This is a genomic window from Vibrio sp. 10N.261.55.C5, from assembly GCF_041470505.1.
GTDB classification, from domain to species: Bacteria; Pseudomonadota; Gammaproteobacteria; order Enterobacterales; family Vibrionaceae; genus Vibrio; species Vibrio crassostreae_C.
In genome coordinates, this window is sequence record NZ_JBFRMS010000010.1 from 29,687 (window position 1) to 51,864 (window position 22,178).

The 22,178-nt window shown below is 46.3% G+C and carries 5 protein-coding genes; 2 read left to right on the plus strand and 3 right to left on the minus strand.

The annotated features are described in order from the left end of the window. On the plus strand, window positions 1-18,168 hold an 18,168-nt coding region (locus AB4263_RS02995; RefSeq protein WP_372097442.1), incomplete at its 5' end, for a tandem-95 repeat protein. A gap of 206 nt (window positions 18,169-18,374) precedes the next feature. Continuing rightward, on the plus strand, window positions 18,375-18,728 hold the full coding sequence (locus tag AB4263_RS03000) for a hypothetical protein (protein ID WP_017072193.1): 354 nt from the start codon (window positions 18,375-18,377) through the stop codon (window positions 18,726-18,728). A 180-nt stretch (window positions 18,729-18,908) separates the two neighbouring features. Here AB4263_RS03000 and AB4263_RS03005 read toward each other — a convergent pair whose 3' ends face one another. The 3 genes from AB4263_RS03005 to AB4263_RS03015 form a co-directional block, all read right to left on the minus strand. Then, entirely contained in the window at window positions 18,909-19,805 is an 897-nt protein-coding gene (locus tag AB4263_RS03005; protein WP_017060509.1) for an RNA polymerase sigma factor RpoD/SigA, read from the minus strand. A gap of 413 nt (window positions 19,806-20,218) precedes the next feature. After that, window positions 20,219-20,551 (minus strand): Hpt domain-containing protein, encoded by a 333-nt coding sequence (locus AB4263_RS03010; protein WP_017060508.1) that lies wholly within the window; start codon window positions 20,549-20,551, stop codon window positions 20,219-20,221. Further along, on the minus strand, window positions 20,545-22,134 hold the full coding sequence (locus AB4263_RS03015) for a response regulator (RefSeq protein ID WP_372097444.1): 1,590 nt from the start codon (window positions 22,132-22,134) through the stop codon (window positions 20,545-20,547). The genes AB4263_RS03010 and AB4263_RS03015 overlap by 7 nt, the downstream gene beginning before the upstream one ends. Window positions 22,135-22,178 lie beyond the last annotated feature (44 nt).

The following is a 22,178-nucleotide window of genomic DNA, read 5'->3' on the forward strand; positions in this document are numbered from 1 at the left end:
ACGGCCAGCAGCCTAACGGTTGGTGGAGATGCGACGGTTGTAGCTAATGATGACGGCAGCTTCACCATCACGCCAGATGAGAACTTCAACGGTGACATCGATATCAGCTTCGATATCTCTGATGGTACTAACACCGTTCAAGCTTCAGCTGACCTAACCGTTAATCCTGTAAATGATTTACCAGTCCCTCAAGACCAACAGTTCAGTATTGCAGAAGACGGTACTTTACTGTTCACAGACGCGGACCTGCTTACAGGCGCGACAGATGTTGAAGGTGATAACCTGACGGTTGAAGACATCACTTATGAAGGCACTGATGGCGTACTGACTGACTTGGGTGAGGGATCATATAGCTTTGCTCCAAACGAAAACTTCAATGGTGATGTGAGCTTTAGCTTCGATGTGTCAGACGGTACCGATACCGTGTCTGCAAACATTGATGTTAGCGTGACTCCTGAGAACGATCCGCCTGTTGCGGGCTCAACGTCCTACACGGTGAATGAAGATAATTCGATTACCATTTCTGATGCACAACTATTGGCAACATCTTCAGATATTGAAGGTGATGTATCGATAGACAGCGTGACTTACTCTGGTAGCGACGGTGTCCTCGAAATCAATGGTAACGGCACTTACACCTTCTCGCCAAATGAGAACTTCAGCGGTGAAATTGCACTGGATGTGGTTGTTGCTGATGAAGATGGTACGACCGACTCAACGACCGCGGGCATCAATGTTCTTGAAGTGAACGATCCGCCGGTTGCAGGCCCTACGTCTTACACCATTGATGAAGACTCAGTACTTACCTTCAGTGAGTCTCAAGTGTTGCTTAACGCCTCAGATGTAGAAGGGGATGTTGAGCTTGTTGGTATTAGCTACGATGGCCCTGAGGGTATCTTCTCAGTAAATGGTGACGGCACTTGCAGCTTCGCTCCAAATGAGAACTTTAATGGCCAAGTTCAGCTTGATGTCACCATTCGTGATGAAGATGGTGCAGAAGTGGAAACCGTCATCAATGTTGACGTATTACCAATCAATGATGCGCCAGTGTCTGGTGATTTGGCTTACAACGTTAACGAAGATGGTTCAATCACACTGAGCCAAGATCAGCTGTTGTCTCAAGCGTCCGATGTAGAAGGCGAAGATCTAACCGCAAGTGACTTAACAGTTGGTGGTGATGCGACGGTTGTAGCTAACGATGACGGCAGTTTCACGATTACGCCAGATGAAAACTTCAACGGTGACATTGATATTCAATTCAACATCACTGACGGTACTGACACGGTTCAAGCAACCGCCGATCTTACTGTTAACCCAGTTAATGACTTGCCGGTTCCTCAAGACCAACAATTCAGTATCGCAGAAGACGGTACGCTTCAATTTACAGACGCCGGCTTACTTACCGGTGCCACCGATATTGATGGCGACGACTTAACCGTTGAAGGTATTAGCTATACAGGTGGTGATGGCGTACTGACCGACCACGGTGATGGTACTTATACCTTTGCGCCAAACGAGAACTTCAATGGCGATGTGAACTTCAGTTTCGATGTGTCTGATGGCACAGAAACCGTTAGCGCTAACATTGATGTGAGTGTGACTCCTGAGAACGATCCGCCAGTTGCGGGTTCAACCTCATACATGGTCAATGAAGACAATGCCATCACAATTTCTGATGAACAGTTGCTAGCTAACTCTTCGGATATTGAAGGTGCGGTGTCGGTTGATACTGTGACTTACAGTGGCACTGATGGTGTGTTCCAAGATAACGGCGATGGCAGCTATACCTTCCTTCCTAATGAAAACTTCAGCGGTGATATCAGCCTTGATGTGATTGTTGCAGATGAAGAAGGTGCAATTGATGAAACCACAGCAGGTATTACCGTTCTTGAAGTGAACGATCCACCAGTTGCGGGTCCAACGTCATACACCATTGACGAAGATTCGGTTCTGACGTTCAGTGAATCTCAGATTCTTGTGAATGCTTCGGATGTCGAAGGAGATGTAGAACTTGTTGGCATTAACTACGATGGCTCTGACGGTATCTTCACTGTAAATGGTGATGGTACATGCAGCTTTGCACCCAACGAAAACTTCAATGGTCAGGTTCAACTGGGTGTGACCATTCAAGATGAAGATGGCGCAACGGTTGAAACACACATTAACGTTGATGTATTGCCAATCAATGATGCGCCAGTATCGGGCGATTTGGCTTACACCATCAATGAAGATAGCTCCATCACGCTAAGCCAAGAGCAATTGCTAGCAAGAGCAGGTGATATCGATAGCGACAACTTAGAAGCTATCAACCTATCTACTGATGAAAATGCGACCATCCAACACAATGATGATGGCAGCTACACCATCACACCGAACGCAGATTACAACGGTGACCTAGATCTGAACTTCGATATCATCGATAACGATGGTGGTTCAGTTCAAGTTGGCCTAGACATTACCGTGAATCCGGTTAATGACTTGCCACAAGCGCAAGATCAACAGTTCACGATTGAAGAAGACGGTACGTTACTCTTCACCGATGCTGACCTGCTTGTAGGCGCGTCGGATGTTGATGGTGACGAGCTGTCGATTGAAAACGTGCTCTACACTGGTGCAGATGGTGTTCTTAGCGATAATGGCGACGGCACATATAGCTTTGCTCCAAACGAGAACTTCAATGGTGATGTTCAATTCTCATTCGATGTCTCTGACGGTACTGATTCAACATCAGCTGTTATTGATGTCAGCGTAACGCCTGAGAATGACCCACCAGTAGCGGGCTCAACATCGTACACAGTTCAAGAAGATGGCCAAATCACGATCAGTGATGAGCAATTATTGGCAAACTCTTCCGATGTAGAAGGTGATGTTTCACTGTCTGGAGTATCGTACTCCGGTGATGACGGCTCTTTTGTTGATAATGGCAATGGTACTTACACCTTTACGCCAAATGAAAACTTCGATGGTGATATTTCACTAGACGTTGTTGTCGTTGACGAAGACGGTGCAACCGCAACCACAACCGCTGGCATCGATGTTATCGCTGTGAATGACGGACCTGAAACTTCGGGCATTCAGGCTGAAGTCGATGAAGATAATTCAATCACCATTACTCAAGAGCAGTTACTCGCTAATGCGACCGATGTTGAAGGTGATGAGTTAACGGCATCTAACCTACAAACCAACGATCCAGATGCGACAATTGTTACTAATGACGATGGTTCATTCACTATTACGCACACAGAAAACTTCAATGGCGAGTTGGACTTCACATACAGCATCAGTGATGGTGAGAATGAAGTTCTGACGACACTCGACTTGACGGTTAACCCTGTCAACGATGCGCCAGAAGCGGGCGATGAAATCTTCATCCAAGCGCAAGAAGACCAAACAGTTGGTGTGACACTTCGTGAAGAACCAGCACTACGTTTAGACCAAGCGCCAGAAAACGGCATCATTGAAGCAAATGTGAATGACGAATGGGTGGTACTGGAAGTAGGACAAGAAGTTCCTGCAGATACCGAAGTGCGCTTTGTTCCAAGTGAAGATGCTCTTGCTGAAGGTACACACACCACACAAATCGGTACGTTTGACGATAACGCGAGTGTGGATGATTGGGGTACAGAAGTTGACCCTTATACGCGTGAGTTCTCAGATGGTGACTTAACGGTAACTGTGCAAAGTAACGATGACCCTCTTGGTGCCTGGAATGGCAACACCCACATTGGTCATGGTATCGGTGATACTGACCGCCAAGGCTTAAGTGGTGATGAGAAACTGACAGTTTCGGTTGAAGGTCAAGACATCAATGAAATCAGCTTCCACCTTGATGGTTTGGGTGGCTGGTTCATGGAAGAGTCTCGTCACTTTACAGAAGTAGAAATCAAAGCGTTCAATGAGGATGGCGACCTAATTGACTCGATGACTTACCACAAAGAAGACCGTGGTACTTTCGAGACAGATTACACGCTAACGGTTGATCAACCAGTGTCCTACTTTGAGCTCGGTACCGTGCAAGGTAATGGTACTTACGTCGTTCAAAACATGACAGTGTCACAAACTTGTCATGATGAAGCGGTGTTTACATCGATTGGTGTAGATGGCTCAGAGATTACTGAAACGGTTGAGTTGAATATCCATGCGGGTGACAACGAAATCGAGTTAACGGCTGATCTTCCGAATATTACTGTCGATACCGATGGTTCTGCCCAGTTTGCTTCGGTTGTGATTACCGAAGAGCAACTACTGGCGCAAGCATCTGATATTGATGGCGACGACCTTGATATTGAAAATCTAGAGCTAGTGGGTGAAAACTCAGAGCATGCAACACTCACCGATAATGGTGATGGCACTTGGACGGTAACACCGGATGAAAACTTCCATGGTGAAATCGAACTTGGTTACCAAGTTACCGATGGTGAGCTGACAGACAGCAATATCATCAATATCAATTTCGAATCAGTAAATGATGCGCCAATCGTTTCTGGCCCGATTGTTCTATCGACAGATGAAGATGAAGGTATCACGTTCAGTGCAGATGACTTGCTAGCGAACACCACAGATGTGGAAGGCGATACGCTGTCTATTTCTGACATCACTTACGGTGGTGATAACGGTGAGCTAGTTGATAACGGCGATGGTACGTTTACCTTCATGCCGAATGAAAACTTCAATGGTGAAATCGACATCGACTACAAGGTGTTTGATGGAACTGATGAAGTTGCAACGCATCTAGACCTAACGGTCGTACCAGTCAATGATGTGCCGGTTCCGGGTGAACCATTGCACACCCAAATGCTTGAAAATGGCTCCATGATCATCGAAGCGAAAGACCTATTGTCTGGTGCTACCGATGTTGATGGCGACATTCTTCATGTCGAAAACCTATTACTTGCAGACCAAACGCAAGGTACGTTAACGGATAACGGGGATAATACCTTTACCTTCGAACCTGCAGAAGACTTCTCTGGTGAAGTGAATCTGACTTTCGACATAAGTGATGGCCAAGCAAGTGCACCAAGCACTGCAAGAATTGACGTTGAAATTGTCAATGAAGGCCCTGAGGTGAGTGGTCCAATTGAAGCCACTGTTGATGAAGATGGTTCAATCACTATTACTCAAGAGGATCTGTTAGCGAATGCAACCGATGTAGATGGCGATAACCTTGAAGCGGTTAACTTTGCGACCAACGATCCAAATGCTGTTGTTGTAGAAAACCCAGACGGTAGCTTCACGATTACACCAAGTGCAGATTTCTTTGGTGAGATTGAATTTACTTACGATGTCACTGACGCAATCGAAACTGTTGCCGCTGACCTCAACCTAACCGTAAATCCAATCAATGATGCCCCAGACGTGCCTGACATGTCTTTCGCTACGGAAGATGGTCAAGCGATTACTATTACCGAAGCTGAATTACTGGCACAAGCGACAGACGTTGAAGGTGATGAACTGTCAGTTGTGAATGTAACGAGCGCAAGCGACACGGTAGAAGTCACAGACAATGGTGACGGAACATACACATTAACACCAGAGCAAGGCTTCTTCGGTAATGTTGACTTAGCGTTTGATGTGAGCGATGGCACTGATGTGGTTGCCGCAAACATCGACCTAAAAGTTGAGTTCGTCAACGATGCGCCAGAAGCGACACCGATGGTGGCAGATGTCGACGAAGATGGTTCAATCCTCGTTACACAAGAAATGCTGTTGGAGAACGCGAGCGACCAAGATGGCGATGAGTTGTTTGCAAGCGCGCTTGAAACTAACGATCCAAATGCCAGCATTGTAGACAATGGTGATGGCACGTACACAGTGACACCTTCAGAGAACTTCAATGGCGATATTGCATTCACTTATGAGGTGAGCGACGGTGAGCTGAGCACGTCTAATGATATGGCATTGACCGTGAATCCGGTGAATGACATTCCAATTGTTGCCCCAGGCATGTACCACATCGAAGAGGATGGCAGCATCCTGTTCACTCAAGAAGATCTGTTGAGTGGTGCGATTGATATTGATGGCGACGACCTAAGCGTTACTAGCATCAATTACTCTGGCGATGAAGGCACAGTCACCGATAATGGTGACGGCACGTTCAGCTTCGTTCCTGAAGAGCACTTCAGTGGTGATCTGCAGTTCAGCTTTACGGTAACAGACGGTACGGATGAGGTTGAACAAGACCTTAACGTTCATATTGAAGCAGTCGCGGATGCGCCGGATCTTGTGATAACCGATGGCGATGGTGTCAACGTTGATGATGAAGCAATTCTGGTTGAGCCAGGCGGCATTGTTGAGCTTAATATTGCGGCTGCACTGGTAGACCAAGATCTATCAGAAACACTGACGGTAACTGTGGATGGTGTTCCAGAAGGTTCGGTTATTCAATACGATAATGAAGGTGTTCTGAATGACCAAGAAAACGGTATCACCAGTTATAACGATACTGAAATCACAGTAACGTTTGAAGGCGAAACCGCGGGATACCAAAACGCAGCGGGTTACTACAAGGTCGATGAAGACGGCAACATCACAGGTGTTGAAGTTGTCTACGAGAATGCATCGCAAGTGGGTGGCGGCGGTGACCTTGTCCCTGGGCAAGATCAGTTCAGCTTCCAAGTCGAGGAAGGTGAGAGCTTTAACCTGTTCTTAATTCCAAACGGACATCAGCACAACGACTTTGATGCGATGCAAGACGGTCAGTATGAGTTCCGTGCTGAGGATGGTTCGCCTGCGAACATGGATACGGTTGATCCTCAACTTGTCTTTGTGGCTGCTGATGGAACCGAGACAGTGATTCAAGGCCAAAATGGTGACGCGATCTTCCATGGTGGTTCAAGCTCTCAGCTAAACCAAGATGGTATCGAACATACTCGTACTACGGTTAATGAAGACGGCGAGCTGGTTTACGGATTTGAAGATTTGTATGGCGGCGGTGATGCTGACTATTCTGACTTCAACTTCACAATCGATGTCGGTGAAGTGAACAGCCAAATCTACAGCGGTGAAGTAACGGTTGGCCCTGATGGTACGGTGAACTTACCAACAACGGCTATCGAAAATGCGTTACAAATCCAGTTACCAGAAGACTTCAATGAGCAGCTTGAAGTTCATGTAACCGCAACTGCGACAGAGTTATCGAATGATGATTCTGAAACGGTATCTCAAACCATCTACATTAACGCGACAGGCGCGCACATTGAGCACGCACCTGAAGCACTTCCGGTTTCTGCAACGGTTGAAGAAGATGGTTCAATCATCATTACGCAAGAAGACTTATTGGCTAATGCGCGTGATTTAGATGGCGATCAGTTGACGGCTCTGAATTTAGCAACCGATGATGAGAGCGTTACGATTACCGATAACGGTGATGGTACGTACACATTAACGCCAGATGCTGATTTCAATGGCGATGTGAGCTTTACGTTTGATGTGTCTGATGGTGATGATGTTGTCTCTACCAACCTTGAGTTAACAGTTTCACCAGTAAATGACGGTCCAGAAGCACAAGACCACGCATTCACAGTCGGCGAAGATGGCGTGTTAACGTTCAATGACCAAGACCTATTAACGGGCGCGACTGACATTGAGGGAGATGACCTAAGTGTTGAAGGTGTAACTTACACTGGCGCAGACGGTGTCCTAACCGATAATGGCGATGGCACCTACAGTTTCGCGCCAAACGAAAACTTCAATGGCGATGTGAACTTCTCGTTCAATGTATCAGATGGTACCGATACGGTAACCGCTAACATTGATGTGAGCGTGACGCCAGAGAATGATCCTCCGGTTGCGGGTAGTACGTCTTACACGGTTCATGAAGACAACTCTATTACAATCAGCAACGAACAACTGCTAGCGAACTCTTCGGATATCGAAGGCGAAGTCGCAATTGATAACGTGAGTTACAGTGGTAGCGACGGTGTTCTGGAAATCAACGGTGACGGTACATACACCTTCTCGCCAAACGAGAACTTTAATGGCGAAGTTAGCCTAGATGTTGTCGTGACGGATGAAGATGGAGCGACTGAAGCAACAACGGCGGGTATTACTGTCCTTGAGGTGAACGATCCGCCAGTTGCTGGCCCTACGTCATACACCATCGATGAAGATTCAGTACTGACTTTCAATGAGTCTCAAGTTCTGTTGAACGCTTCTGATATTGAAGGTGATGTTGAGCTTGTTGAGATCAACTACGATGGCCCAGACGGTATCTTCTCAATCAATGGTGACGGTACATGTAGCTTCGCTCCGAATGAAAACTTCAACGGCCAAGTTCAATTGGATGTAACCATTCAAGATGAAGACGGCGCTCAGGTTGATACGTTTATTACGGTTGATGTATTACCAATCAACGATGTACCAGTATCAGGCGACCTTGCATACAGTGTTGAGGAAGACGGTTCGATTACCTTGAGCCAAGAGCAGCTTCTTTCTCAAGCGAGTGATGTAGATGGCGACGACCTTACTGCTTCTAACTTGATTGTTGATGGAGACGCGACGGTTGTTGCTAACGATGACGGCAGCTTTACCATTACGCCAGATGCGAACTTCAATGGTGACATTGACCTAACGTTCGACATTAGCGATGGTACAGATACGCTGGTTGCGACGGCTGACCTAACCGTTAACCCAGTCAATGACCTTCCACAACCACAAGATCAAACGTTCAGCATCGGCGAAGACGGCATCTTGAACTTCACTGATGAAGACTTGCTGACAGGTGCGACTGACATTGATGGGGATGACCTGTCGGTTGAAGGCGTTACTTACACAGGTGCGGATGGTGTTCTTACTGATAATGGCGATGGAAGCTACAGCTTTGCGCCAAACGAGAACTTCAATGGTGATGTGAACTTCAGTTTTGATGTGTCAGATGGCACGGATACAGTTCAAGCCAACATTGATGTCAGCGTGACACCAGAGAACGATCCACCGGTTGCAGGTAGCACGTCTTACACCGTTCATGAAGACAACTCAATTACCATCAGTGACGAACAGTTACTTGCTAACTCTTCTGACATTGAAGGTGATGTGGCAGTCGATAGCGTGACTTACACTGGCGCTGACGGTGTCTTTGAAGACAACGGTGACGGTACTTACACCTTCTCACCAAACGAAAACTTCAACGGCGAAGTTAGCCTTGATGTTGTCGTAACTGATGAAGAGGGCGCAACTGAAGCGACCACCGCGGGTATTACTGTACTTGAGGTGAACGATCCACCAATCGCAGGCTCAACGAGCTACTCAGTCAACGAGGACGAAGTTATCACCATCAGTTCAGAGCAACTGTTGGCGAACGCTTCTGATATCGAAGGTGAAGTGGCGATTGATAGCGTTAACTACACAGGCTCAGATGGTATATTTACCGACAATGGTGACGGAACATTCAGCTTCGCACCTAACGCTAACTTCGATGGCGACGTAAGCCTTGATGTTGTCGTTACTGATGAAGAAGGCGCAACCGTAGCGACCAACGCAAGCATTGATGTTCTGCCTGTTAACGATGCTCCGGTATCGGGCGACTTGGCGTACAGCGTGGACGAAGATGGCTCAATTACCTTGAGCCAAGAGCAATTACTTGCTCAAGCGAGTGATGTTGATGGCGATGACTTAACAGCGGCTAACCTAACCGTTGGTGGTGATGCGACAGTTACAGCAAACGATGATGGTAGTTTCACTATCACGCCAGATGCTAACTTCAATGGCGACATTGATTTGAACTTCGACATTACCGATGGCGATGCGACGCTTCAAGCAACGGCTGACCTAACGGTTAACCCAGTTAATGACCTGCCAACAGTCGGTGAGCCACAATTTGTGACTCAAGAAGACACCAGCTTTACCTTCACAGAAGAACAACTGCTGCAAAATGCGGGCGACATTGATGGTGATAACCTATCGGTTGAAAATGTGGCTTCAGATAGCGGTACTTTGGTTGATAACGGCGACGGCACTTACACATTCGCACCGAATGAAAACTTCGACGGCAATGTGAATGTGACGTTCGACGTGAATGACGGTACCGCGACAGTACCAGCAGAAGCGACGATTGATGTTCAATCTGTGGTTGATATGCCAGAGCTGTCGATTGCTTCTGACCTAGTGATTGCTTCAGACAACTTCGAGTCTGGCTCAAACGGTTGGAATACAGGCACAGAAAGCTCTCAAGGCTTCGAGTCGGGTGACATGCTAGGTCGTATTGGTGGAACGGGCGGTGATGAAGCCGTCAGCAAAACTTACGACATTCCAAGTGATGTGAGCGAAGTTAATATCTCGTTCAACTTCTACGAAATTGATTCTTGGGATGGTGAGTCGTTCCAAATCTTTGTCGGCGGCGAAGAGCTAACGACATTAGATAATTCTGCGTTCCGTACTCAAGATGGCACAACAACGCTTTACGATTCAGAAGGAAATGAAGTCGGCGAAGTGGTTCACGGCGTATCGCAAGGTGAGGGCTTCAGTGGTTGGAACGACCAAGCACACCAAATCAACCTAACGGTACCCGTTGAAGACGGCCAACTTGAGTTAGGCTTCGGTTCAACCTTGAATCAAGGTGTAAGTGATGAGTCGTTTGGCATCGATAACATTGAAATCACAGTGTCTGACGCGGATTACCAAATCATTGGTACCGAAGATACACCTGTACCACTTGATATTGATGCGGCGCTTACTGATACCGATGGTTCAGAAAACCTTGCTATTTTGATTGAAGATGTGCCGGAAGGCAGCTCGCTTTCTGCAGGTACCGATAACGGTGATGGCACATGGTCATTGCAACCAGGCGAGCTAGAAGGGCTAGAGTTTATCCCTTCAGGTGACTTCAATGGTGATGTGGTTCTAATTGTAAATGCGACATCGACTGATGTTGATACGGGCACCACCGCGACGGCAACCCAAGATGTGACGATTCATATCTCGCCAGCGAATGATGCTCCAGAAGTTGATGGTGACATCAGTGCTGTGACAGCCGAAGACAACAGCATCACGCTAACTCAAGAGCAGTTGCTAGAGCACGCTGTTGACATTGATGGTGATGATTTATCAGCAATCAATCTAACTACCAATGATGAAAATGCGACCGTTCAAATGAACGACGATGGCAGCTTCACCATTACACCGAGTGAAAACTTCAACGGTAATATCGAATTTAGTTACGATGTAACTGATGGAGAAGACATGGTCGCGGCTGGCCTAGACTTGACGGTAACACCTGTCAATGATGCGCCAGAGCCACAAGACCAAGCATTCACTATTGGTGAAGATGGGGTTCTTAACTTCACTGACGCTGACCTGTTAACGGGTGCGACGGATGTTGAAGGTGATGACCTAACAGTCGAAGGTGTGACATACACTGGTGCTGATGGTGTGCTTACCGACAATGGTGACGGAAGCTACAGCTTTGCGCCAAACGAGAACTTCAATGGTGATGTGAACTTCAGCTTTGATGTGTCAGATGGCACGGATACGGTTCAAGCCAACATTGATGTGAGCGTGACGCCTGAGAACGATCCACCAGTGGCGGGTAGCACGTCTTACACTGTGCATGAAGACAACTCAATCACGATCAGTAACGAACAGCTATTAGCCAACTCTTCAGATATTGAAGGTGAGGTTGCGATTGATAGCGTGACTTACACTGGCAGTGGCGGTGTGTTCGAAGACAACGGTGACGGCACTTACACCTTCTCTCCAAACGAGAACTTCAATGGAGATGTGAGTTTAGCGGTTGTTGTTACCGATGAAGAAGGGGCAACAGAAGCGACTACCGCGGGAATCACTGTACTTGAGGTGAACGATCCGCCAATCGCAGGCTCAACCAGTTACTCAGTCAACGAAGATGAAGTTATCACCATCAGTGCAGAGCAACTGTTGGCGAACTCTTCTGATATTGAAGGTGAAGTGGCGATTGATAGCGTTACTTACACAGGCGCTGACGGTATCTTTACTGACAACGGCAACGGCACATTCAGCTTTGCACCGAACGCAAACTTCGATGGCGATGTTAGCCTCGATGTAGTGGTGACAGATGAAGACGGTGCGACAGTAGCCACCAGCGCAAGTATTGATGTTCTTCCAATTAATGATCCACCAGTATCGGGTGACTTGGCATACAGCATTGATGAAGATGGTTCGATTACTCTGACTCAAGAGCAGTTGCTGTCTCAAGCATCTGATGTGGATGGCGATGATCTGACCGCAAGCAACTTAAGCGCAGGCGATAATGCAACCGTTGTTGATAATGGCGATGGCACCTTTACGGTAACGCCAGATGCGAACTTCAATGGCGATATCGACCTAAGCTTTGATATTTCGGACGGCACCGAGTCGATTGTGGCGAACGCCGATCTGACGGTAAACCCAGTCAACGACTTGCCAACGACATCTGATGTTTATGCGAACGTTGATGAAGATAATGTCATCACTATCACGCAGGAGCAGTTACTTGCGAATGCCGCTGATATTGAGGGCGATGACCTTGTCGCTTCCGACTTAACCTTAGTGGGCGACGATGCAACGATTGTCGACAATGGCGATGGCACGTTCTCAATCACTCCAAGCGAAAACTTCAATGGCTACATCGATGTTGCCTACAGCATCAGCGATGGCGACACACCAATTGCCGCTAACTTAGGCTTAACCGTTGACCCAGTTAACGACGCGCCAATTGTTTCTGCTGATGTGGCGATAACCATTGAAGAAGACGGTTCATACACCATTACTCAAGAAGAGCTCCTACAATTCGCGACTGACATCGAAGACGATGACATGACCGCAATTATCGGAGAGCAGGGCGATGAAACAACCGTAACCGGTACAGTGTTGGATGCTGAAACTGGCAATCCAATCGCAGGTGCGGATGTTACGCTAACCGACAACGCAGGTCATTCTTACACAGCGGTGACCGATCAATCTGGTAACTACTCTGTGAGCGGTCCAGTTGTTGACCAAGGTACCGTTACGATTGAACAAGAAGGCTCAATTACTAGCAGCTTCCTAGTTCCAGCAGGCGAAGATACCAATGGTGGCGTGACTGCAATATCTGAAGTCCTTGAAGAAACAGATATGCGTATCGTGGTCACATGGGGTGACAGTCCACGTGATATGGACAACCACCTATGGCTCTACGATACAGAGAATGGCAGTGAGCTAGACCATATTTACTATCGCGACATGAGCCATGATTTGGGTGAAGGTAATGTCGTTCAGCAAGATGTAGATGACACGAATGGCGGTGGTCCTGAAACCATCACTATTCCAAATTATCAAGATGCTGACATGCACTATTCAGTACACAACTACACCAGCAGAAGTTGGGATGTAGATGGTGTTGAAGATGTACAGGTTCAGGTATTTGTTGGCGATACATTGGTTGAAACCTTTAGCCCTGATTTATCTGAAAGCCCATCGGGTGACCACTGGCATGTATTTGATATCGTGAACGGCGTTATTGTTCCAAGCCAAGATGTAGGCAGCGAGAATGCGTTTGATTTACCAACGGCAGAAGAAGCGCTCGCGAATGAAAACGGCATTGATATCTCTGAATTGCTAACCGGCGAGGAAGGTGATGATTCTGGTGAAACGGGTGGTAACGAACCAAGTGTTGGAGATGTTTCCATTGAGAACGCTCTTATCACTGACAATGGTGATGGTACTTACACCATTACACCGGAAGAGAACTTCAATGGTGAATTCTCGATTAGCTACAACGTAGACGATGGCAACGGTGGGGTTACTCCAGCGGAACTAGACGTGACCGTAACAGCAGTTAACGACCTTTCTGTAATTTACGACCACGACTACACCATTAATGAAGATGGTTCGCTGACCTTTACCGATGAACAGCTATTGGCTGGTGCAACGGATATTGATGGCGATGACCTTTCTGTCGAGTCGGTTAACTACGAAGGTACAGACGGTGTGTTCACGGATAACGGCGACGGTACTTATACCTTTGCTCCAAACGAGAACTTCAATGGTAATGTCGACCTAACTTACGATGTGAGTGATGGTACAGATGTTGTATCGGCGAATATTGATGTTCAAGTGGTTCCAATCAACGACGTACCGGTAGCGGGTTCTACGACTTACAGTGTTGAAGAAGACGGCAGTATCACCCTAAGCGATGCACAACTTCTAGCGAATAGCTCGGATGTTGAAGGGGAAGTGTTTGTCAGCGATGTAAGCTACAGCGGCACTGATGGTGTATTCACTGATAATGGTGATGGTACTTACACCTTTGCTCCAAACGAAAACTTTAACGGTGACATCAGTCTTGATGTCTCTGTTATGGATGAAGATGGCGCAACCGCTGAAACAACCGCAGGTATCGACGTCATTGCCGTTAATGACTTGCCAGTTGCAGGTTCAACGACCTACAGCGTTGACGAAGATAACGTGATTACCATCTCTGAAGCACAGCTTCTTGCGAACAGCTCAGACATTGAAGGTGATGTATCCGTTAGCGACGTTTCCTACTCAGGCGCAGACGGTATCTTTACTGACAATGGTGATGGTACTTACAGCTTCGCACCAAATGAAAACTTCAACGGCAATGTCAGCCTAGATGTCACCGTTGCTGATGAAGAGGGTGCAACGGCTGAAACCACTGCGGGTATTGAAGTTATCGCGGTTAACGACGCGCCAGTGTCAGGTGACTTGGCTTACTCAGTGGATGAAGATGGTTCAATCACACTAAGCCAAGAGCAGCTGCTTGCTCAAGCATCGGATGTGGACGGCGATGATCTTACCGCTGCCAACCTAACCGCGGGTGATAGCGCTACCGTTACGGCAAACGATGATGGTTCATTTACTATTACACCGGATGCCGACTTTAATGGTGATATTGACCTAAGCTTCGACCTTTCTGATGGTACTGAAACGGTTGTGGCAACGGCCGACCTTACTGTGAATCCAGTGAATGACATCGCAGTTGTAGAAGATGTCGCTTACACCATTGAAGAAGATGGTTCACTTACCTTTACAGACGAGCAACTGCTAGCGGGTGCCTCTGATATTGACGGCGATGACTTGTCTATCTCGGATGTGTCTTACACGGGTGCAGAGGGTGTGTTCACTGACAACGGTGACGGCACTTATAGCTTTGCTCCGAACGAGAACTTCAATGGCGATGTAAACCTTGGCTTCACAGTGACTGATGGCACTGAGACAGTCGATGCGAATATTGGTGTGACGGTAACGGATGTTAACGATGCGCCAGTAGCGGGTTCTACGTCTTACCAAATGAACGAAGATGGCACCATCACAATCAGCCCTGAGCAGTTAATTGCTAATAGCTCTGACGTTGATGGCGAAGTGTCGCTTGAAAGCGTGACTTACTCAGGCTCTGACGGCACCTTGGTTCAAAACGATAATGGGTCTGTGACCTTCACGCCAAACGAGAACTTTAATGGTGATATCAGCCTAGATGTGGTCGTGACCGATGATGACGGTGCAACGGCAACAACAACGGCAGGTATCGAAGTTCTGGCTGTGAACGATGGACCTGAATCTGAGGATGTGAAACTAACCACAGCCGAAGACAGCACCATTTTTATCACACAAGACATGTTGTTAGCTCAAGCTACCGACATCGATAACACCGCAGACGAGCTGTCGGCTTCTGGTCTACAAATCGACCCTAGCTTGGGTGAGTTGCTAGATAACGAAGATGGTACTTGGTCATTTACACCAAACGAAAACTTCAATGGCGATGTGCCAATGACGTTTAACGTTAGCGATGGCCAAGAGACAATTTCAGTCGACGGCAACATCGATGTTACGCCAGTGAATGATGCACCTGAAGCGCCAATGATTGAGATGCAAGGCGAAGAAGATGTGGTCATGGTGATTGACCCGGCTTACATCGCGGATCAAGTGACAGACCTTGATGGCGACGAGATCAGCATTGAGAGCATCACAGTTCGAGCTCCAGCGAATGCGACCTTAACTCAGCAACCAGACGGTATGTATCACTTAGTGACTACTCAAGACTTTAATGGCTTAGTAGAACTCGGTTATCAAGCGACTGACGGTGAAGAAGTGGTTGATGGCTCGCTGAATGTGGATGTCATTCCGGTTAACGACGCACCATTCAATGTCGGCAACGCAATGATGACCACAGACGAAGATGGCGCGTTCACCTTCGATGCTGGCGACTTGATGAACTTGTTCGGTGACATTGATACCGCGGACCTTGTTGTTTCTCGCATTATCACCGCAGACGGTGAAGATGGCGGAGAAGTAACAGACAACGGTGATGGTACTTGGACATTCACACCAACAGGCGACTTTGCGGGTGTTTCTGACCTGCAAGTTGTCGTGAGTGACGGTGAGTTCGAAACGGTTCTCGATGTTCCTGTGTACGTACGTCCTGTCGCAGATGGCGCGGTTATTTCAACCGACCATGATGGTCCATTAGTCTTCGGCGAAGATGAAACGGGTCACTTGGGTCTGAACGTTGGCCTAGTCGATGATTCAGAAACACTAAGTAACTTGGTGATGACAGGTTTCCCTGTTGGATTCGAGGTAACAGATGGTGTGAATACCGTGATGATCACCGAGCCGGGTCAATACATCGATCTGTTCGACTGGGATATCTCAAACATTCAAATGACGCCGCCTGAAGACTTCCATGGTGAGTTCTTCGTAACCGTAAGTGCAACAACCGTTGATTACGGAGATGAGCCGGAAGCGTTTGATGATGGTATCGATTCAGGTGATTTCGAAACTGTGGCGGGTGATTCCATCATCCTAACGGCGGACGACCTAATTGGTTTGGCTGAGAATGTGGATGCAGACAGCGATGATGAAGTGAAACTGGTTCATCTTGCCGACCGCAGCCAAGGTGAGATTGTCGATAATGGCGATGGCACTTGGACGTTCACACCAGCACCAGGCTTCACGGGCGAAGCAGACATTGCGTACGTAGTTGATAAAGATGGCGTGCTTCATGATGAGCAAACTGGCGTAGTCGTGAAAGAAGGCGACTCACAAGAGAATGCAGCACCAGAAGTTAACAGCATCACAACGACGGAAATCGCAGCGGATGCAACCTTGTCGTTCACTGATGAAGACATGTTAGCGAATCTGAGCGATGCAGAAGGCGACAGCTTGAGCATTGAGTCAGTAAGCTTGATGGAAGGTCAGGGCGTAATTGAGGGCGATAACCAAGGTAACTATCAATTCACTCCTGCTGAAGACTACACCGGCGATGTTCAAGTTGGGTTTATAGCGACCGATGGCGAAAATCGCATCGAAAGCTTCTTCAATGTGGATATCCAAAGTGGCGATGAAGCAGCGGCGAGCGAAGGTTATACCTTAGCTGATGATGGTTCACTAACTATCACGGATGCACAGCTGGTGGATGAGTTAGGCGTGAGTGATTCTGCACAAGTTGTTGATGTTGCAGACGCGAACGATGCTGGCTTCTTTGCCGAATCAGGTGAAGGTGAGTGGACTTACTGGCCGAACGAAGACTTCGATGGCAATTTAGCGATGAATGTTGAAGTTAACGACGGCGGTGAAGTATCAAGTCACAGCTTAAGCATCCAAGTTGAAGATGATTCAGTACAAAGTGATGAACCACAAGTCCAAGCTGCTCAAGCAACAGAAGAGCAACAAGTGGAAGTGGCTCAACAAGCTGATGACCAAGCTCAAGATGCTGAAACTGAAGACAGCGCAGCAGATGTAACTGCGGCGCCGGGCGATACTATCTCTATCTCGATTCCAGATGAGGTGAGTGGTAACGAATCGGTTGATTACGCTGATATGTCTGGCTTACCTGAGGGCGCTACTGTAAGTAACGCACTGGATAACGGTGATGGTAGCTTCACAATCAGTGGCAACTTAGAGCAGCCTGTATCTGTTGAACTTCCAGAAGGTTACGAAGGTACTAGCGAGATCCAATTCCAAGGTTACGACGAATTGGGTAGCTCAATAGACGGTGCTAGCGGTTCTGTTGAAGTTGAGGTCGATGATCAATACACCATGCAAGGCTCTACGCAAGAGCAGCAACCAGACATGGCGGGTATGGAATCTGGAGGCAGCGACTGGACAAGTTCAGGTGGTCAAGATCAAGGTGTTGACTTCACGGATGACTCTGGAAGCTTTGATTCAGATTCTCAAACTGGAACCGATCAAGGCAACGACTTCGACCAAAGCTCGATTTAATCGAGAGGGCTTGGTTTTAGTCTGAACCGACATTTAGTCTAAACCGACAAGTAGATAGGGCAGCGTAAAGTTGCCCTCATTAAAGCCATGTAGAGTTATTGATACATGGCTTTTTTTTATTTATTTTTTTGTTTCGCTAAATAAACTTGAGAACAGGTAAATATGTCCTTAATTATTAGAAGGGTCCGTTAGACAGGAGGGACGACATGTATCGTTATGTCAGTTCACCGCAAGCGTCGAAGTACATAGTGCCACCACCTCAACATCGAGAGTTGTCGAGTGTGGATGTGCCTGAGTCCGAATTAGAGATGCGAGAAATATTGAATAATTGGTTTGCTGATGGTTTAGCGCCCATTATTGAAAGTGAAGATGACTACATCTCTGCGAGCGATCACGTTCGATTTGAAAAGCTTAGCCGCACCGTTGGGATGTTGTTGAGAAACAAAGATTATTATTTTGCGGCTAAACGGATTTTATCAGTGTGGGAACAAGATTGTCTTGAAACCACTTATATCAATTATCTCATTTTGCGCAGTGAGCGAGTCACTTCTTTAAGGTAAGTTAATGGCGTGGCATTTGTCATTTTTCATTAGGCATTAGCGACTTAGGGTTCGTGTGCTTACGATCTTTTTATTTTTCTAACGAATCAGCAAACAAAAAGGGTAAGCTTGGAGGCTCACCCTAAAGGTCTTTGTTTTGGCTTAACGTTATTTTCAACTAATTCTCAACTGGGTTACGACTTACACCCAACCATCAAATTTGAGTCGTTTTTGAATTCTTTCGACCGCTTCTTTCTGCATTTGTCTAACACGTTCATTAGAAACATTCACATCCAACATTTGTCCGACCTCAGACAGCGTTTTCACCTTGTTATCAAAGAAACCAAAACGGTGGATGAGCACCTTTTGTAATTTTGGAGGAAGTGTATAGATGATTTGTTCTAGAGCTTGGGTAAAGGATTGATCCTCACAATCTTGTTGAGGGTCTGGGATATATTCACTTTCGCATTGATCAAGCACCATAGGCGCATGGCTAGTTCCAACCGTTGTCGTCACGTCAATAAACCCGCTTAACGCCACCAGTTGATCGACGCGTTCGGCCTTTACACCTGAACTGTCTGATAGCTCAGAAATTGAAACCTCTTTACTCATTTTTTTGCTTGCATCGAGCTTTTTTGAGGCGAGGCTGTTTATTTCTTTACACACGTGGGCTGGCAATCGAACGGTTCGACCCGTGTTCATGAGTGCGGCTTCAATGTTTTCGCGGATCCACCAAACAGCATAGGTTGAAAAACGATAGCCTGGTTCTGGATCGTATTTGTCGATGGCCTTAATCAAGCCAATGTTGCCTTCCTCGATCAGGTCGAGCAGGGTGAAATTATTGCCTTTACGTTTTAGGTAACTCTTTGCGATTTTCACAACAAGGCGCAGGTTTGATTCGATCATGACATCACGCGCTTTTTTATCACCCGCGCGATTCAATTTTGCGTAATACACCTCATCTTCACGCGACAGCAGATCAATGCCAACAATATCTTTCAGATAATGAGCATAAGGGTCTGCACTGGTAGAAAATGATTCGGTAATGGGTGTTTCATCCGTGAGCCCCTGAAACGCAGCAAAACTATCGTTGTTCATTTCCTTGTCCTTATCTAGCCGACTGAACGTTTTAGTTTTTTTATTATGCTACCAAGTGATTAACGCTTGGTTTCATTAGAGTGTAGATAACAATTTCTTCTTTACCAATAAATAAAATGCAATTTCGTATGTTTATGTCACAAAAAGATCTACAAATATTTAACTATTTTGCATCTCATCAAGTGTGTTGGTTTTTCGTTTAAAACATTAAGACGGATAGTTTATAAAGCATGTGTTATACATCGGTTTATCTAGATAAATGACGTGAATTTATAGGTGTGGGTTAGAACTATAATTGAGAGGAGAAATGATGAGAAAAATGTTAAGAGTCGAGGTTCAATGTTTCCAAGCACCTCAACTCTTTTAGCTGTGTCGGCTGTTAAGTATCGCCATGCACGTTTTAATTCTATCGACTAATAAGTGCTAAGAACCTCATCGATTTGCTGATTAATGATCTTCATTTCGCTGTAGATAACCGAAAGATCATCATCTTGCGGCGCAAGCTTATTGAGTGTGTTTTGTTCTACTCTTTCCAATGCAACTGTGGCCGTTTCTTCACCAAAGCTGGCTAAAATGCCTTTTAAGGTGTGCACGGTAAAATGAAGCTTGCCCCAATCTTGTTGTTGAACCAACTCTTCGATCTCTTGTAGCGAATTGCCATGGTCTTCTTGATATGTAGACAAAACGGCGTAAATGACGTCTCTGTCATTGTCTAAATAGGCGTTTAAAGCATCAAAGTCTAGCATGTGGACTCCTGTCGGCTGAATGTTGAAAATGGGCTAGGCGGCTTAGTGGAAAAACCATACCTTGATGAATCACTAATCCATTGATTCCATTTTGGAGGAAGTTCTAACTGTAAGATTTCTTCTAGATAGTCGTCGCTAAGTTTCTCATCTATATGAGCTTTATTGACGGCGTATATATAGTCAAGTTTGGCGGCAACTGAATATGGGTAACTGTGAATGTAGTCCTTTATTTCTTGGATCGAACCCAAATTTTCAATGTTTATACACGTTGAAGGGTCGACATTTTTGGACTCAAGTTGGTGATTTATGGCTTCTCCACGAGATTTGAGACATTCCACTGTTAAATGATAAAGAGAGTACTCACCAAAGTGGGCGAGCATGGGTAATAACTGAGTGAGCAAATAAGTCGGTTGGCTGTGGAAATTGTTCGTTAACAGTGTCGAAGCTCTAATCACTTTTTTGTGGGCAATCTGAGAGCTATTTTCGATGAGCAATATGCTGCTCTGAAATAGGGCGAGGCTGGCCAAAACTTGCTGCTGTTGTTTTACCGGAAGTTTCAGGTTTACCAACTCGGTGAATTGGTTGGCGTGCTCAAGCAAAATACGTTTGTACTTTAGTTGCGTCTCGCGCTGATACGTTGCTTTTAAGGAATTAAAGTGCGCACCAATGGAATGGATGACATCAATGTCAGCAGCTGAAATGTGGGTTGCATACATCTCACCTAACTTTATGATCATATGTGTGTTATCTGCGTTCTCAGCTAAGTCGATGGCCCTGATTGCACGATGGCTGATGCTGGGAGTCATCTCAAATGCACGAATCGCTAATTTAAGAGCAGGCAGCAGCATTTTATGTTTTTCATAGATACAGCTTAAGCAGTCAATCACGCTCAATGAGAGTGGCTGTGCTATTAGAAAATTGTGGAGCTTATCTATGGCTAAATTTGGCTTGCCTAAGCTGTCGAGAATCAGCGCCTCAGCCACCAATTTGGTTGGGTGCATGTTGGTTTTGGAGTTGTTAATGACGCTAGAGAGTAACTGCCATTTCTTACCTGCAATTAAATGTTCAATCAATGTCGCTTCGAACTGAACGCTAGTACCATTAGGGGAGATCGCCAAAGCTTGAGCTAATCTCTCTTGACTGGCAATGGGATACAAGTCATTCAGTTGGGTGAGTTTCTTTGAAACGGACACGGCACTTTGGATCTTTTTACCCAACGTTTGAGTATTAATCGGTTTAGAAACGAAGTGGTGTGCTTCACCTGAAAGGGCGGTTAATACTGTTTCCTGACGCATATCCCCAGAGAGCAAGATTGTCGCCACAGTATGATCGATGAGGCGGTTTCGATACAGAATGCCCAACAGCTCAAAGCCAGTAAAAGACTGTTCTAAGTGGTAGTCAATGAGGAGTACATGAAAAGAGTGTGTCTCGACCGCTTTAATGGCTTTTCGATAGTCGGTCGCAATAAAAATACAGTCGCGCGAAACTCCCAAACTAGCCAGTTGCTGCTTAATAAGTATTGTTGCGCTTTTAGAGTCGTCGACGATCAAAATTCGAAGGTCTGTTGGTAAGGTCAAATCCATTTTCCTTAATACCAAATGATATTTTTTAATTTAGGTGTCAAGTT